This window comes from Evansella sp. AB-P1 (genome assembly GCF_029688925.1).
Taxonomy (GTDB): Bacteria; Bacillota; Bacilli; order Bacillales; family Salisediminibacteriaceae; genus Evansella.
The window spans coordinates 56,820-74,190 of record NZ_JARUKY010000002.1; the positions used below are offsets into that span (position 1 = coordinate 56,820).

Annotated in this window: 16 protein-coding genes; 7 read left to right on the plus strand and 9 right to left on the minus strand. The window is 34.6% G+C overall.

What is annotated here, in order from left to right; all coding sequences use genetic code 11:
- The first annotated feature begins 25 nt into the window (after window positions 1–25).
- Entirely contained in the window at window positions 26–832 is an 807-nt protein-coding gene (locus QA612_RS02480; protein WP_278282172.1) for a 3'-5' exonuclease family protein, read from the plus strand.
- A gap of 73 nt (window positions 833–905) precedes the next feature.
- Here the strand turns inward: QA612_RS02480 and splB are convergent, their stop codons facing one another.
- The 7 genes from splB to QA612_RS02515 form a co-directional block, all read right to left on the minus strand.
- Window positions 906–1,931, minus strand: a complete 1,026-nt coding sequence (gene splB, locus QA612_RS02485; RefSeq protein WP_347568856.1) for a spore photoproduct lyase — start codon at window positions 1,929–1,931, stop codon at window positions 906–908.
- 116 nt (window positions 1,932–2,047) lie between these two features.
- Complete coding sequence (locus QA612_RS02490; RefSeq protein WP_278282174.1) at window positions 2,048–2,296, minus strand: transcriptional regulator SplA domain-containing protein; 249 nt, start codon at window positions 2,294–2,296, stop codon at window positions 2,048–2,050.
- A gap of 272 nt (window positions 2,297–2,568) precedes the next feature.
- Window positions 2,569–2,877 carry a phasin family protein gene (locus tag QA612_RS02495; RefSeq protein ID WP_278282175.1) on the minus strand — a complete coding sequence of 103 codons (309 nt, stop codon included), beginning with the start codon at window positions 2,875–2,877 and terminating at the stop codon, window positions 2,569–2,571.
- A 78-nt stretch (window positions 2,878–2,955) separates the two neighbouring features.
- On the minus strand, window positions 2,956–4,596 hold the full coding sequence (locus tag QA612_RS02500) for an ABC1 kinase family protein (RefSeq protein ID WP_278282176.1): 1,641 nt from the start codon (window positions 4,594–4,596) through the stop codon (window positions 2,956–2,958).
- A 157-nt stretch (window positions 4,597–4,753) separates the two neighbouring features.
- Window positions 4,754–5,776: an ABC-2 transporter permease gene (locus QA612_RS02505; RefSeq protein WP_278282177.1), complete on the minus strand. Its 1,023-nt coding sequence runs from the start codon at window positions 5,774–5,776 to the stop codon at window positions 4,754–4,756.
- Window positions 5,766–6,641: an ABC transporter ATP-binding protein gene (locus QA612_RS02510; RefSeq protein WP_278282178.1), complete on the minus strand. Its 876-nt coding sequence runs from the start codon at window positions 6,639–6,641 to the stop codon at window positions 5,766–5,768. The genes QA612_RS02505 and QA612_RS02510 overlap by 11 nt, the downstream gene beginning before the upstream one ends.
- Window positions 6,631–7,026: a GntR family transcriptional regulator gene (locus QA612_RS02515; RefSeq protein ID WP_278282179.1), complete on the minus strand. Its 396-nt coding sequence runs from the start codon at window positions 7,024–7,026 to the stop codon at window positions 6,631–6,633. Before QA612_RS02515 ends, QA612_RS02510 begins: the two co-directional genes overlap by 11 nt.
- 381 nt (window positions 7,027–7,407) lie before the next feature.
- On the opposite strand from QA612_RS02515, the gene QA612_RS02520 reads away from it, so the two are divergent.
- Complete coding sequence (locus tag QA612_RS02520; RefSeq protein ID WP_278282180.1) at window positions 7,408–8,313, plus strand: NAD-dependent epimerase/dehydratase family protein; 906 nt, start codon at window positions 7,408–7,410, stop codon at window positions 8,311–8,313.
- Window positions 8,314–8,317: 4 nt separating this feature from the next.
- Window positions 8,318–8,581 carry a CGCGG family putative rSAM-modified RiPP protein gene (locus QA612_RS02525; protein WP_278282181.1) on the plus strand — a complete coding sequence of 88 codons (264 nt, stop codon included), beginning with the start codon at window positions 8,318–8,320 and terminating at the stop codon, window positions 8,579–8,581.
- A gap of 126 nt (window positions 8,582–8,707) precedes the next feature.
- Here QA612_RS02525 and QA612_RS02530 read toward each other — a convergent pair whose 3' ends face one another.
- Both QA612_RS02530 and QA612_RS02535 read right to left on the minus strand, forming a co-directional pair.
- Window positions 8,708–9,601, minus strand: a complete 894-nt coding sequence (locus tag QA612_RS02530; RefSeq protein WP_278282182.1) for a hypothetical protein — start codon at window positions 9,599–9,601, stop codon at window positions 8,708–8,710.
- Entirely contained in the window at window positions 9,582–10,148 is a 567-nt protein-coding gene (locus QA612_RS02535) for an RNA polymerase sigma factor (protein WP_278282183.1), read from the minus strand. The genes QA612_RS02530 and QA612_RS02535 overlap by 20 nt, the downstream gene beginning before the upstream one ends.
- Window positions 10,149–10,898: 750 nt before the next feature.
- On the opposite strand from QA612_RS02535, the gene QA612_RS02540 reads away from it, so the two are divergent.
- From QA612_RS02540 to QA612_RS02555, 4 genes are all read left to right on the plus strand, one after another.
- A complete protein-coding gene (locus QA612_RS02540; protein ID WP_278282184.1) occupies window positions 10,899–12,665 on the plus strand; it encodes an ABC transporter ATP-binding protein in 1,767 nt (588 codons plus the stop codon).
- On the plus strand, window positions 12,662–14,683 hold the full coding sequence (locus QA612_RS02545; protein ID WP_278282185.1) for an ABC transporter ATP-binding protein: 2,022 nt from the start codon (window positions 12,662–12,664) through the stop codon (window positions 14,681–14,683). Before QA612_RS02540 ends, QA612_RS02545 begins: the two co-directional genes overlap by 4 nt.
- Window positions 14,684–15,032: 349 nt before the next feature.
- The gene (locus QA612_RS02550) at window positions 15,033–15,965 is read left to right on the plus strand and encodes a glycoside hydrolase family 16 protein (RefSeq protein ID WP_278282186.1); all 933 of its coding nucleotides are present in this window, start codon (window positions 15,033–15,035) and stop codon (window positions 15,963–15,965) included.
- On the plus strand, window positions 15,965–17,359 hold the full coding sequence (locus QA612_RS02555; RefSeq protein WP_278282187.1) for a glycosyltransferase family 2 protein: 1,395 nt from the start codon (window positions 15,965–15,967) through the stop codon (window positions 17,357–17,359). Before QA612_RS02550 ends, QA612_RS02555 begins: the two co-directional genes overlap by 1 nt.
- The last annotated feature ends 12 nt before the right edge of the window (window positions 17,360–17,371 follow it).

Sequence of the window (17,371 nt, forward strand, 5' to 3'; positions counted from 1 at the left end):
AGACAGCATAGGAGTGAGAAAAAGGATGAAAGCCATATTAATGGAGATAAACTGGACAAAAGAGAAAGGATTTAACAACTTTTGTGAAATGACGGAAATCGCCGCTATACAGCTTCAAGTAGTTGATGGAATTCTTATTGAAGGTGGCTCCTTCCATTCCTTTATTCGGCCAGTATTTTCGCCCTGGAAAAAGGAAAATCATCCAAACTATTCCGATTGGTGGTTAGCATCAACTTTTCCAAGTGTGATGAGAAAGTTTACTCAATGGTACGAATCCTTAGGTGATATCCCTTGGATCGTATGGAACGATTATTTATTTACCATACTTGTAATGAATATGGAGAGGCACAACTATTTTTTTCATGGGGCGAAAAGGACAGTTTTTTTGCAGAATGAACTTAAGAAGAGAAAACGTCCTTATCATTTTCAAGAGGTAGTATTAAATCAGATAAAAGATAAGGAGAAAAGTGGGCAGGAAGTTGAAATACTAGCATCAGAAAAAATAGCTATATTACGTAAAATGGTAGTAAATACAATGAATCTTAATGAATTAACCATGGAATCTTTTACTTTTAAGTCAAATATGAGAAGGAAAATGAATGGACGGCATCACAAAGATTTGGTTATAACAAAATTAATTGGTTTGCTTAAGGATGGTGATATAACCATTGATGATATTGCAGAATGGAGTCGCCTATCTAAAGATAGGGTAGTCCAAATTTTATCGTCAAATACCATTATAAATGATTATTACCGAAAACAACTGAACGAAGCGTGGACCATGTGGATAACAATAGAAGAAATGAGTAGAGAATTTAATGGAAAAGACTAGGGTGCAGGTTGAAAGTATATTTTGCTTCCAATAAAAAACCTTCAGGCAGGGATATGGCATGAAGGTTTTTACTCTAAGTAAAATATTCAATTTTTGCCTTTGGGAAGTATTTGTTCATATAACTATAAAGAGTATCTTTTAATTCCTCTTGTTGTTCTATCTGATATACGTATTTTCCAATTCCGTACTTTCCCCATTTATACTTTCGTTTTTCCTCATCAAGTTCCAGCTTTGTCATAGGGTAATTTTTTTGAATGACGCGTTTTGCTGGTTTTGTAAATCGATGCTGAATAAATTCGAAGGTAATATCATCACGAGTATCCTGTCCTAGTTTTTCATCTAGTATTTCGAACATTTTTTTATAACCTTCCTGCCATCCTTCATGAATGTAAATAGGTGCTACAATAAATCCAAGAGGATATCCAGCTCTTGCAACCTTTTCTGCTGCCCCTATCCGTTCTGTTAATGGGGAAGTACCATGTTCAAAGTTGCGAATAACATAGTCTGCATTGATGCTAAAGCGGAATCGAGTTTTTCCGCGATGGTCTGCATCTAATAAATGATCCACATGATGATACTTCGTGACGAACCGTAGCTTACCTAATTCCGTTTTACCGAAAAACTCAATCGTTTTCTTTAAAGAATGTGTTAAATGATCAATTCCAACAATGTCTGATGTACATGCTGCTTCAAATCTTGTTATTTCAGGAGCATGCTCGTCAATGTATGATTGAGCTGCTCCTAATATTTCTTCTACATTCACATATGTTCGGATGTAAGGCTTACTTCCCATCGTTGTTTGTAAATAACAATATTGACAGTGCCCCATACATCCTGTTGCAAGAGGAATTGCATATTCAGCAGAGGGTTTAGATGTGTCGAATTTCAATGTTTTTCTAACACCAACAACGAGAGTTGATTTTGCATTTCTATACTTTTGTAAATCATTTTCTCCTGGGATGTTTCGAACCTGGTTATGAGAAGTTGTTTGGCGAATTTCCAGCCCCATTTTTTCGAATTTTCCCTTTAGTTTTTCTCCTAAAGGATATTCTAATGCTTTTGGTTCGATATATACTAGCTGTGGTGTAAATGGCTTAATCGTCAACTTTTTCACCTTCTAGATGTTTTATACTATTGTAAAAGTATTGTTAGCCTTTTTCCTTTACTTAACCACAGTATATTTTACCTGTTTGTAATTCTAGTTTTTATGGATTGTTAATACATGTCGATTTCTGTTTCGTTGAAATACATATTATACATTTCTTCCGCTTCTTGATAGCTTGAAAAAAGGGCATAGTCATCAGTTAATGGGATATAATCTTCAAATAAAAATAATACCGTCCTGCCTGGATGATCAGGATGTTCAACAACAGAAGCTTCTTGAATCTCAGCTACAGTTTGTGTATGTGGATTTCGACAAATGACAAAAACAGAGTCACCAGAATGGAGCTGTGTGATATCCATCAACGTACCTCCTTTAAATATGACATGATGTAATACGGGTGGTAATAAAAAATAAAAAGGTACTTAAGGTATAGCATACTGTTAATGTTTCATATGAAAAAAAACAATATACTATGCATTCGTTGTCAATTATATCCCGTGAAAAGTTTTGGCTGACTTTAGGTGTAATTGAGTCGCCAGTAACGGATGAACACCTAACACCATTGGAAGAAAATTATCACCCCCCATGGTGCAAATTTCCACTTGCATGAGAGGTGAAAGTTTATTTTGTATTATTCATTTGACTGTTCATTTAATTTCTTTTCTAGTAAAGCAATTCGCTGCTCTAATTTTTCCAGATCCTGCTTGGAGGCAATGTCTAAATCATCGAAAACAGAACGTGCTTTTTCCTTGGATAATCTGCTCCAACGATCACCTGTTTCTTCACCTTTTTTTATTAAAGAATCAAATAACTCATCCGCTTCCTTCGGTGTCACCTTTCCTTTAGAGACTAGTTCATTAATGTACTTTTCTACTTTTTCTTTGCTTGCAACAGCAACACCTAGACCTAGCAAAAAACCTTTTTTAAATAAATCTGACATAGTAAAAAACCTCCTAATGTTTTTTATTGATACTTAATAATAGCTGTTATGAAATGATTGGTTAGAGCTTGTTGTTAATTACCGATGATTATTTTTGACCCAGCGACTGTGGCTGGCTGTGAAAATAATGATTAGCAGGATAGATATGATGGTAGAGCCTAATGAAAGGTATATTAAAAAGGTATGGTTTAACCATATGGATATGAACAATAAGATAAAGGAAATGATAAAGGTAATAAACGAAAAGACTGTGACTAACAATTTTCGTGCTTGCTCATAGCTGTTCCATTGTTGCCGTTCTGATTGCTCTAGCTGTTGCTTTGGGGCTTCTAACCATTGGTTTAAATTTTTTGGTACGTGAAGTAGTGGTTTTGCTGCATCTTTTAGGAGATCATATTGAAAGGACTTTTCCTGTTCCCCATTCGACTCATTTAACCATTTTTGTACAACTGGCTTTCCTAACTCAATAAAGTCAATTTTAGGATCTACAATGGTTAATACCCCAAGGGCAATAGAAGCAGCTCGACCTAAAAATGCATACTCTGCAGGTAGCTGAATCGGTTGATTTCTCACGAGGTCTTGTAGATCATCAAAGATTCTTTCGATTAACGCTTGATCTAATGCAATGAGTGATTCATCAAGATATGCCTCCACTCCATGCTTTAATATGGTTTGCAGCTGACGTTTATTTGCATGTGGAAGGAGAAAGCCTAACTCTTCAAGTTGTTTAATTATTAATTGGTAGTCCTTTAACACAAAGCCTTGAATCATTTGTCTAAGCATCAATGTATCATGACGGTCCACGAAGCCTATCATTCCAAAATCGATGAGGACAATTGTACCGGTTTTTGTTATAAGAATGTTGCCTTGATGAGGGTCTGCGTGGAAAGTACCATAATCAAGTAGCTGTTCCACAAAAAAATCAAATAATTCTTTCCCGACTTTTTCTCGATCAATATGGTGCTTTGTTAAATAAGGGATGTCAGTAATTTTTGCTCCGTTAATCCATTCCATGACTAATACTCGTTTAGTGGAATATTCTTCGTAGAATTGTGGAATGTAAATTTTTTTGTTTTCTTGAAAACGGGATTGGAAATACTGCCCATTTTTAAGCTCTTTTTCATAATTTAATTCATCACTTATAGTAATGACCATCTCTTTGTATAACGCACTTAAATCAGCTTTTTTACCAATGGTTGTGAATTTTTTAGCTATCCATAAGACAATACGTAGAGCTTTGAAATCCTTTTTAATAATTTTATCGATGTCGTGTCTTTGAATTTTTATTGCTACCTCTTGCCCATTGTGTAGTGTTCCTTTGTAAACCTCTCCAATAGAAGCAGATGCAACAGGTTTGTTGCTAAGATTTAATAATATATCGTCAATTTCTCTATTCCATTCCTTTTTTAGTATTCTTTTAGAAACTTCAACTGGGACAGGGGGGACTTGATCAATGAGGTCTGTTAGCTCTTCTAAAAATGCTTGAGGGAAAATATCTGCTCGAGTGCTTAAAAATTGACCCACCTTAATTAATAAACCTTGTAGTTTAATTGCTTTTATTCGGTATTCTTCCGCTTGCTTTCTTAATAAGTTCTCCCAAGCTTCATATGTCGTTGTATCCCAATTTTTATTCTTCTTATTAAACATATAAACCTGGAAAATAAACTTAATAAACATTGAAACAATCACTGTAATTCGATATAAAGAGAGTTGTTTCATGGACACTCACCCTACCTATCAAAGTCAATCTGTTCCATAATTAATCCTATACCCAACAAATCGTGAGAGTATGTCATCAATTTTATGAAAATATTATAAGAAATAAGAAGTTTAGCCACAAAAATGTCACGAACCAGGTTCGTGACATTTTTGTGGCTTATTTGTTTTTGATCATGATATTCATTCGTAGTAATCGTCTTGTGATGAGGTAGGAGAATAGAAGGAAAATTCCTACGCCAATCCAATAGGCTATGATACGTAATGTTGTAGCGTTCCAAGGTGCTAGAGAGGATATGATAATTCCTCCTAATAGGGCGAAACAGATAGTGATTCCAACAAGAAATATTGGATTCAGTTGTTTGAAGATTAAAAACTCACCATTATGCTCAATTTTATTTCTTTCGTAAAGAAAAATACTTAATATAGTAAATAAAGCAATTCCTATTAGCGGATAAAGTAGGTCGAGGAATTCATTCCCTTGATGGTTTAGGACAAAATTAAATATCGTTATATTCTCAACCCATTGCAAATTCTCAATCCAGAAACGACTGTAACCAAAGTGAACTTCTATCAACGATTGCACAAGAATCATTACGCCTATTGGGAAAATTCCGAAGATAAACGTTAAAGCAATTTGTGATATCATTTCTCCAGTAATCGTTCCAATAAACAAAGCAAATGTAAAGACTAATAGATAGCCGATTAGAGGTCCGTAAAATATTTCAATTAATGTAACCTTTCCTAACTCACTACTAAACTCCGATTGCATAAACGTGAAATAGGATATGAAAAAATTAACAATATGGAAAACGAAGATGAGTAACATGCCATATAACCATTTCGATAAGAACATGTCTTTTCTAGAAAATGGTAGGGAAAAGGTGAAATCCATTCTTCTTGTATTTCTTTCTACTCCAATAAGTAAGCATGCTAAAAAGATAATGCCGAACATAACGATGAATGGAAATATTCCTTGAAAGTATAAATTATAAATCTCAAAGGCATGAAACTCTACTTGTTGTCCTGGGAAATGTTCGTTCATATGTTTCACATGTGATCGCCATGATTCTAATAGTAAAATTGTCTGAAATGGAAGGTGGATGACAAATAGCACTAATAATATCCAGACGACCATTTTCGTTTGTTTATAGTTTTGATACCAAAGTCCTTTATGAAACAATGTCTTCACCTCCTAGTTTTGCAATAAAAAGATCTTCAAGAGAGATGGGAAGTTCTTCGTAAAGTATTGGATTATGTTCTTGAACAATGCTTTCCCCCTGGATGTTCTTTCGTTCTAAAATGATCGTATATACTCTACCTGTTTGATTGATGATATTCACTTCTTTTTTTACAGCGTCAGGCATGTGATCTTGGAAAGCAACCTGTGCTTTTTTATATTGCGTTTTTAATGCATCTAGCTCATAATGACTATCCACTTTTCCTTCTTTAATCATGACAATATCGTTTGCCATGAACTCTAATTCATCCAATCGGTGAGAGGATATAATAACTGCCATATCGTTTTCCGCAACCTCTTCTACTAAAATTTTTAAAATTCTCTTTTTTACGATGACATCTAGTCCATCAGTGGGTTCGTCTAGAAGAATATATTTTGCTCTTGTTGAGAAAGCAACAACGAGTGAAAAGAGTGCTTTCATCCCCTTTGAATAATTTCCAATTCGTTTTACGTTCGGTAGTGAAAAACGATTCATTAGATCGTGAAAGTATTCTACGTCAAACCGTGGATAGATGTTTTTATAAAGTGTTACGATTTCCTTCGTACTATATGCCTTTAAAGCTTGTGAGGAATCTGGCACAAAAATTATTTCTTCTTTTAGCTTCGGGTTCTGAAAGATAGATTCTTCACCAATAAGAACGTCCCCTTCCGTTGGATCGAGAATACCTACCATTGTACGTAGTAAGGTCGTTTTCCCAGCACCATTTCTCCCTACAATCCCAATAATATTACCTGTATTCACTTCAAAATCTATATCAGATAAAATAATATGCTGATGAACTCGCTTGGAAAGATGTTTAATCCTCATTGTTATTCCCTCCTATTTCATCGTAAATTTCCTCCAACCATGTGGATACTTCTTCTTTTGTTATCCCTGCATAATGGCTATCAATAATCATTTGCTTTAGTGATTGCTTCAATTTTTCCACCTGCCTTGGATCTTGTAATTGGTTTATTTCTTCTGAAATAAATGTTCCACGACCTCGAATGGTTATGATTACACCTTGTCGTTCAAGTTCTTGATAAGCTTTACTCACAGTATTTGGGTTAATAACCATTTGAGAGGATAATTCTCTAACTGAAGGTAGCTTTTCATTTGGTTTCAAAATCCCTTTGGCACACATTTCTTTCACTTGCTGAATGACTTGTTCATATAAAGGTGTATTTTTTTTTGGGTCAATATTGAAATACATCCTTTCACCACCTTTTAGCTTTTTGGAAAGTCTATTTGGATCATATGTTAAAAATATTATGTGTATTATTTGTAGTAGTACACTTGCAGTATATTGGTTTTATGTTTCACCGTCAAGAGGAATTTATTGTTTGATAGTAAAAAGTAAAATTTGTGTGATGTGGATAAAGATTAGTCGGCTATTTCAGTGGATCTTTTATTGGAATGACTTTATTAATAATGAAAAACTCTTTTGACCGCCTTAACTATTTTTTATATATAAACGATTCATCTTAGTTTAAAATAAAAGGATGGAAGTATCAGAATATTCTTTTAATGTGATCTATATCAATAACATTCTTAATAAATTCATTTATAATTTTATTGGAGAGAGGGATGGAGCATGAGAAAGATCTTAGTTCTAGGGGGAACTCGTTTTTTCGGAAAACGTCTCGTACAAAAGCTTATTGAAAACGGGGATAAAGTAACAATTGCCACAAGAGGGGAAACGAAAGATTCGTTTGGTAACAGTGTAAATCGATTAAAAGTGGATCGTTTTAATAGACGTTCGATGGAAAGGGCTTTTGATGACGAAACATGGGATGTTATTTATGATCAAATTTGTTTCTCGCCAGACGACGCCAGAGATGCACTTGAGATTTTTGAGGGAAAGGTTAAAAAGTATGTATTAACATCCACTCTTTCCGTTTACCCGTTTGATGAAAAGGCCTTAAAGGTAGAAAAGGATTTTGATCCTTTTGTTTATGATTTGGAAGATGGACGTAAGGAGGATTTTGAATACGGTGAAGGAAAGAGGTTAGCAGAAGCAGTGTTGCTACAAGAGGCAACTTTCCCAGTCGTAGCTCCCCGGCCACCAATTGTATTAGGATTGGATGATTATACAGAACGTCTTCAGTACTATGTTCGGAAAATATTATCTGATGAAGTTATAGGTATTGATGACTCGGATACAAAGCTCTCTTTTGTAGAGGCTGGTGATTTAGCTGAATTTTTGTTTTGGGTTGGATTTCAAAATTTGAATGGACCTGTGAACACCTCAGCACCAGATCAAATTACTTTAGGCGAAATGATAAAGGTAATTGAGAAGAAAATAGGAAAAAAAGGGAAGGTTGAACAACCGAAAATGAAGTCAGAAAGCTCTCCTATGAATTTTCCCGTATCTATTTATCAAGATGTTTCTATGGCAAAGGCTGCAGGTTATGAATTTATGCCTCTTTCACAGTGGTTCGAACCGCTAATTGAACAAATTGTAGAACAGGAATTAAAGGTAAGTACAAAAGGGAGTTGAAGGAATGAAAAAGACTATACTTTCTTGGTCAGCGTCATTAGAACATGGAGAGTATGAATTAGATCAAGATCTAGTTATTCAACATGGGATTGAGGCTGTCGATGAAACGACGAAAGGTGCCTATGTAAATCTGGTAACGCCAAATACATTTGGCAATCCAGTAGAATATTTAAGTCCAGTACTTAAAGAGAAGTACGGTGACTCTATTCAAATAAAGTATATAGATCAGTGTGGGTGCGGAGGATATGTCCTTCGAATCTATAAATGACACAAAACGTTCAGGGACCTGTTTCCTGAACGTTTTGTGTCTGTTAAGAAAAAATGTTCACCAAAATATACGGAATCAGGTTCCGTACATTTTGGTTCTATACATTTACGTACAAATTAGACTATCTTACTGAACTACAAGCTCTTCAACAAAGGTTTGTATGGAATCATGAAAGGTGACGTATTCACTATTTACTGGTTGCTGTGCCTCAACGTAATAAATTACTCCATTATCCTCAATAAATGCATAATAAAGGTTTATCCAATCATCAGGGTGATTAAGGAATCCTTGGAAATCCACATTATTAAAAGATTGCTCTGTTGAACTGCTTTCTATTACAAAGCCTTCTTCTTCAAAATTTGACTCATATTCCCTTTCTACCGCATGTACATCAATATTTTCACTAGTTCCTAATCTTGTAATAGAAATCCATGTACGTTCTGTTAACGTGAAGCTTACTTTTTCTGTCTTAATATCTTCCTCAATAGTCATAGTTGAATCTACATAGGTGGAAAAGCGAAGAGCCTGATTAACGTACAACTCATAAGCTTGATGTATATTTTCTCCACCTACATTTATTTCCTTTACAATACGTGGCGATCGATCTTCTAAAGCCACTCTATATTCAACAGGTGAATTAAAATCATCTGAGACAACTTCACCATTATTATTTCTATCAATAAATAGGTCCCCGCTTTCAGCCATATCTTCTTCTATTTCATTATCACTTGAATCCAGAACAGCGTTTTCTCTCAGCGGTCCATTGCTCAATTCATAGTTTGCCGAATCATCAAAGCTGAATTGATTTCCTGATAAAAGAGAAGTAAAGAGAATGCCAGCTATGAATAGGATTCCAATAGAAGCTGCAATTGCAGGGATATACGTGACGAATTTATTTCGTCTCGATAGCTTTGATTGTTGGACAGATTGAAAGATTTCTTTCGCTGATGTTGTCGGTTCTGCTTGGGTATATTTCTGTTTTAATTCTTTCATCCCTTTATCAAAACGCTTTTGACTCATATGGGATACCTCCTTCCGCTATGCTTACTTTTAACCGTTCCTTTCCTCTTTTTAATCTTGTTTTAACGGTAGCTTCTCGCATCCCCATAATGGTAGAAATTTCTTTAATAGATGCATCATGAAAGTAAAATAGGACAATTGGAATTCGATATTTCTCATCCATTTTCTTAATAGCATCATGTAAAATGCGGCTATCCTCTGTTAAATCAAGATTTTCCTCATATTTTGTAACAGGGTTTTCCTGAATTGTTTTTAAAACCTTTGCATTTTCGCGCTTCTGCTTACGGAAAAAATCCTTCGCCACATTTAATGTAACACTATAGAGCCATGTACTGAATTTCCCTCGAGAGTATTTGTGTAGGAAGCGATACACCTTAATAAAAACCTCTTGCGTTACATCCTGTATATCCTCATCACGGACACCTATTTGTCTCGCGAACCGTTCTACTGTTGTATGATAATGATTGATTAGTTCATAAAAAGCCTGTTCATCTCCATTTAAAGCATTTTGGATCCATTCACGTTCATGCTCCGATTTTTCACACATGCTTCCGGCCTCCTCTCACCTATTAAACTATACATTTACAGAAAAAGTTTCAGTTGATTTTTAAAAAGGCTGTTTTAAAGGTTAGTGTATTTTTAGCAAAAATCAACATTAAAATCTAACAGAACGCATAAAAAAAGTGTTGACGAAAACAAACTAGGAGCGCTACGATCTTAATTAGAAATTACCTAAATTTACTAAACATTTCGAAAGGAGGAGACCAACATGATTAAGTTAAGAATGAATGATAATGCTTTAATCAATCAAATTGTAAAAAAAATACATGTTGTGACTCCGCCTAATAGTAGAGATCTATCTCTCTAGTTGTATGTTCATTTTGTAAAACAAAGGGGCAGGTCACACGTGCATTTGTGTGGCATGCGCCTTTTTCTATTTTATAAGATAATATAGCTGAAAAGATAGGGGAATTCTGTCTGTACATGTAAGGAGCTCTAACACAGCTTCTAATTGTTCATCAGCTTTGTTTTATAAAAGACACATGGGCCATTAGTATGCCTCTGTGTCTTTTTGTCGTTATAAACAGTTTTCTACAGCCCATTGATTATTTGGGACTATGTGATTAATTTTTAGTTGGTGTTATCGGTCTTTACCGTTCACATAAAAAATCGATTTAGGAGGAATGTTGAGATGATTATTTGGTTTTTTATTTGTAAAAGAAGGTTGTCGGAGGAGGATAATGCAGGTGGCGGTTAGTGAAAGAATAACAATTGAATATAACAGGGAGATGTTATTATGTTTTCAGCGTTAAAGAAATTAACCTGGTTTTTTAAAAAGCATTGGAAAAGATATACGATTGCAATCGTCTTTTTGCTGATTGTTAGTTTATTAGAGGTGTTGCCCCCAAGAATTTTAGGCTACTTTATTGATGAAGTTCACCAGGAGCAATTAACAGCAGAAAGACTTCAATATTACATTCTCATTTTTTTAGGGTTAATGGTGATTATTTATCTTATGACCTTCGTATGGATGAGACAGCTCTTTGGTGGAGCATATATAATCGAACGGACTCTTCGTTCAAGATACATGCATCATTTAATGAAGATGACACCATCGTTTTATGAAAAAAATAAAACTGGTGATTTGATGGCAAAAGCTACGAATGATTTGAAAGCCATCTCATTAACAACTGGAATAGGGGTTCTTACTCTCATTGATTCGACCGTATATTTAGTTATTATTTTATTCATGATGTCTGTCCTTGTTAGCTGGAAGCTCACCTTAGCTGCAATACTCCCATTGCCAATTATGGCTTGGCTAATGAAACGTTATGGAAAAATTATTCATGAACGTTTTACAAAAGCCCAAGGAGCTTTCGGTGATATGAATGATCAAGTGCTAGAATCAATTGCAGGTGTTCGAGTTATTCGAGCATTCGTAAAAGAAAAGGATGATCAACAGCGTTTTAATCGGTTAACAAATGATGTGCTTCAAAAAAATATTGCTGTTGCAAAAATAGATGCCTTATTTGAACCAACCATTAAAATTCTTGTTGGCTTGAGCTACATGATCGGATTAGGCTACGGTGCATTCCTCGTATTTCATAACGAAATAACACTAGGACAGTTAGTGTCCTTTAATATTTATTTAGGAATGCTTATATGGCCAATGTTTGCATTTGGAGAGTTAATGAACATTATGCAACGAGGAAATGCCTCCATGGACCGAATAAACACAACCTTTGATTACGAACCAGATGTAAAAAATAGTATGAAGCCATGTGACGTCAACAAGCCTACAGAAATAGAATTTAGAAATTTATCGTTCCACTATCCAAGCTCTAAGGAAGAAGTACTAAAGAATATTTCTTTACTTGTTCCAAGGGGAGCAACAGTTGGGGTAGTTGGAAAAACAGGTAGTGGCAAAACAACATTATTAAAGCAGCTATTAAGGGAGTATCCAATTGATAATAGTAGACTTTTTATTTCTAACGTGGCCATTGAAAATATACAATTAAACTTGCTTAAAAGCTGGTTTGGCTACGTACCTCAGGATCAGTTTTTATTTTCCAAGTCCATTAGAGATAATATTTTTTTTGGTCGACCAAATGCAGAGGAGTTTGAATTATATCGTGTTATGGATTTATCCTCCATCACTGCCGATATTGATACGTTTTCAAACGGAGTAGAAACCCTTGTTGGAGAAAAAGGGGTTTCCTTATCTGGGGGACAAAAACAGCGAATTTCCATTGCAAGAGCATTGATTAAGGATCCAGAAATCTTATTATTAGATGATGCCCTTTCTGCTGTAGATGCCAAAACGGAATCTACCATCATCCATAATATTCGTAGGGAACGAAAGGGAAAAACAACCTTTATTACTGCCCACCGTATGTCAGCAGTTCGACATGCAGAAATTATTATCGTTCTTGAAAATGGTAAGGTGATAGAACAAGGTTCCCACGAGGATCTATTGGAACGAGAAGGCTGGTATTTTAACCAGTACTCAAAACAACAAATGGAGCAAAGTCAACGGGATTCAGTGGAGGTGTTCCTCAAATGAAAAAGCAAGTAGGTAAACGATTGTATCAGTATGCATTGCAATTTAAAGGTTCAATTCTGTTAGCATTATTTCTTCTTATGATTGCAGTGGCTGCAGAATTAACTGGCCCTTTTATAGCAAAAACAATGATCGATAATCACATTCTTGGTATAGAACGCCCTTGGGTAGAGGTAGAAGAAGATGGTGAAGTTATTTTTTCAGACAGGGAGTTTATTCGATCGGATCGTTTTGATGGAGATGTTGACACACACCATGTGGTGCAGGTTTATCAACAAGGTTTAAACTATTATTTTATAGATGAACAGGTTCCAAACGGTGGTAATCGAAGAGTAGAAAATGAAACACTAATTATTGAACGTGGAGAAAGGATGGAAACTTATTCTGTAACTTCACTATCGAATACAGAGGTCTTTCAATTTTTTCAACCAGAGATTCGATATCTTATCTTTTTAATGGGAGGCTATTTATTGTTAATTGTCGTCGCGGCCATATTGCACTATCACCAGCGATACCTCCTACAAACCTCTGCAAATCGAATTATTAAACAAATGCGTGAGGATGTATTTGGTAAAATACATCAATTGCCAATCCAATACTTTGATCATCTTCCAGCAGGTAAGATCGTTTCTCATATTACAAACGATACAGAGGCCATTCGGGAGCTTTATGTTCGGGTATTAGCTACTTTCTTTACAAGTATCATCTATATGACAGGGATTTTTATAGCTTTGTTTTTACTAGATTCCCGTTTAGCAACAGTTACGTTGTTGTTGATTCCGATATTAATCGTATGGATGATTTTATACAGGAAATATGCAGGAAAATATAATCGAATGATACGAGAACGACTAAGTGATATTAATGGAAAAATAAATGAAAGTATTCAAGGAATGCCAGTTATCCAAGCCTTTGGAAGAGAAAAGGAAGTTAGTACGGAGTTTGAAACATTAAACCAAGAGCATTATCGTAATAACCATAAGCTGCTGTCTCTAAATTCCTTAACATCCTTCAATCTCGTTCATTTTTTTAGAAACCTAACTTTCGTTGCTTTCATTTGGTATTTTGGTGGAGGTGCTTTAGGGGTAGGGGCTATGTTTACTATGGGTGCTTTGTATGCCTTTGTTGACTATATTAATAGATTATTCGAACCTGTAAATGGTATCGTGAATCAGTTAGCGCATTTAGAGGAAGCGAGAATTGCTGGTGAACGTGTATTTTCTTTAATGGATGAAGGTGGTATACCTTTATCAAATGAAAAGGTAGAACGCTTTAAAGGTAATGTAAATTTTGAACAAGTATTTTTCGCATATGAAAAGGATGAATATGTCTTAAAAAATATTTCCTTTTCTGCTAAACAGGGGAATACTGTAGCTTTTGTAGGTCATACAGGTTCAGGAAAAAGCTCTATTATGAATATCCTTTTCCGTTTTTATGATCATCAAAAAGGTAAAATTACGATTGATGGCACCGATATTCATACTATAACAAAGCAAGCCCTTCGGGAGCATATGGCTATCGTGTTGCAGGATCCATTTTTGTTCACGGGAACAATCGCTTCAAATGTAAGCATGTCTGATCCTTCAATTACGAAGGAAGAAATCATTGCTGCTTTAGAAAAAGTTGGAGCAGGTAGCATGATCCGAAACCTTCCAAATGGTATTGATGAAGAAGTTAAAGAAAAGGGTAGCACCTTATCGTCTGGACAAAGACAGCTCATTTCCTTTGCACGAGCCCTTGTCTTTAATCCTCCTATATTAATTCTCGATGAAGCAACAGCGAATATTGATACAGAAACGGAGGAGCTTATTCAACAAGCTTTGGATGTCGTTAAGGAAGGAAGAACAACTTTTGTTATCGCACATCGATTGTCAACAATACGTCAAGCTGATCAAATTTTAGTTCTTGATCATGGAGAAATAGTAGAAAGAGGGAACCATGAATCACTAATGGCTGAACGAGGGAAATACTATACAATGTATCAGCTTCAATCAGGAGATAAAAAAGCACCAGCTAGTTAAATAAACATTGAAGTGGGACTAATGGTCTCACTTCTTTTTTTTGGAAAATTATAAGCGTCATCCCATTACTTTAGTTCATGTCTTACGTTTATTAGTAGAAAGAACTTTATATAGAACGAAGAAATTGTAGAAAAAGGCTAGAAAAGTAAGAAAAAACGAGTAAATACGATATAAAGAACGATTATATTCTCTATACAGAATATAATCATAGATTTTGCCTTTTCCCCTTCTTGATAATTCGTAATATAATACGAATAAGTTCTTTATAAAGAACATAGATGAAGGGATTTCCCTTAACTGATTGTTATTTATTGAGAACGTTATTGGTAATTTTGTGGAGGGGAGCTACATGAATAGAGAATCAAAAGTATTTTCAACGATACTCGCTTTTATTGTTCCAGCAGTTATTGGTGTGTTGTACTTTATTGAAAGTAATTTACATCTTGATGAATTATCACAAATAACAATTTTTCAAAATAGATCTGAAATGATAAGTGAAGATATATCTCTACGCAAGGCAGTACTTGATAGAAAACTAGAGTCAATAAATTACGAAAGAGATAGTGATGACATTCATTATGTTCACCCTGTAAAGAAAGAGGGATGGGAATTAATTTGGCAAGATGAGTTTGAATTTAAAGAATTGAATAAAGACAAATGGAATGTAGAAAATTGGGCAGCAGAAAAAAATAATGAATTACAGTTTTATACACCGAATAATGTGGTGGTTGAAGATGGAATTTTAAATCTATTAAGCAAAAGAGAAAGTTACAATGGGAGAGAATATACATCTGGTGCTATACACTCGAAGGATAAGTTTAGCTTTCGATATGGAAAAGTGGAGATGAGAGCTAAATTGCCAAGTGGCCAAGGTATCTTTCCAGCATTTTGGATGATGCCAAATGTTGATGAAACGTGGCTACCTGAGATCGATATTATGGAGATGTTAGGTCATAAACCAGATGAAATATGGATGGTGCTGCATTGGTTGAATGACCAAGGGGAGCTTACTACTATTTCAAAAATGCACAAAGGAAACGATTATTCGAAGGATTTTCATACGTACAGTGTGGAATGGTCCCCTACTAAAATTTCATGGTTTATTGATGATGTGGAGAAATTTAGTACAGATGCATTTATTCCACATGTTGATATGTACTTATATTTAAACACGGCAGTAGGAGGAAATTGGCCTGGTAGTCCTGATGAAACAACCATATTCCCTCAAATCTATGAAGTTGATTATGTACGAGTCTATCAAGAGGAGAGGGGGAATGAATAATGTTTCTTAAAATTACATTAGTATTGTTTTTCATTTATATGTTATTTCAGTTAATTTATATTTTTGTTCCATTATTTGCAGTTAAAAGCAAAAATAGGTTTAGTAAATTAGAGAAGGAAAAAGGAATTTCAATTTTAATTCCTGCTTACAATGAAGAAAAAGTAATTCTAAATTGTCTACAAGGAATTGTTAATCTAAAATACAAAAACTATGAAGCTATTTTTATCAATGATGGTTCTTCTGATCAAACCTTAAATATTCTAAAGGAGCATTTGCAACTAGAACCAACATTCCAAAGGTTACCTGCAATTAAAATTCCACATGAAGCTATCATTGAAGTATATCAATCAAAGCTATACCCTAAAATTCTCGTTATAGATAAAGAAAATGGAGGAAAAGCAGACGCCTTAAATGCAGGTATTGAATATTTGAAAAAGGAGATTGTCATTACACTTGATGCAGATAGCATATTAGAACCCCATTCTCTACAAGCTATGAACAAAGCATTTGAGGATGAAAAAGTTATTGCTGCAGGAGGAATGGTGCAAATTGGGCAAGGCTTTCATGGAAACTTTCTAAGGCCTAAGCCAACTTTTCTAACTTCTGGAATCATTCGTTATCAAATCATTCAATATTTAACAGCCTTTTATTTGCATAAATTTACACTGATGAAGATGAGTTCCATAACTGTTATTGCTGGAGCATTTGGAGCATTCAGGAAAAATATATTATTTGAAATTGATGGCTTTAGAAAAACTGTCGGTGAGGACATGGATATTACATTAAGAATCCAACGATTAGTAAAAACGAAATACAAAGATTGTAAACTGATATTTAATCCACAAGCAACATGTTATACAGAATGTCCAGAAACTTACAAAGCATTATTTAACCAACGAATTAGATGGCAAAAAGCATTTATGGATTGTGTGATCACTTATAGAACTTCATTTTTTAACAGATTTGGCTTTAGATTATCCATTTTCTTTCTTATCGAAGCATTTCTATTAGGGACATTAAGTGCTTTCCCAATCATTTTTATACCTATTATCTTAATTTTTAACCTTGAGCATTACATGATTGCACTTGGGCTATTAACTGTCACTTTCTTTCTTGGAAACTATCAAAGCTTTTCTACGTTAGTTGTAAGTAGACGATTTGGATTACGTTATCATAGAAAAGATTATCTGAAAATTGCAACATTTATACCTATAGAGATTATTACATATCGGTTATTAGGGCTAGCTTTTGTAATCTCTGGAACAATCATGTATTTTATCAACAAAGAAAAGTGGAATGTTGCAACGAGAATAGGGACAAATAGTCAATCTTATGATGAAGGAGTACTTCTGTTAAATGAAAAGACCGTTTTTATGAACGAAAAAGTAGGTTGATGGGAGATCGTT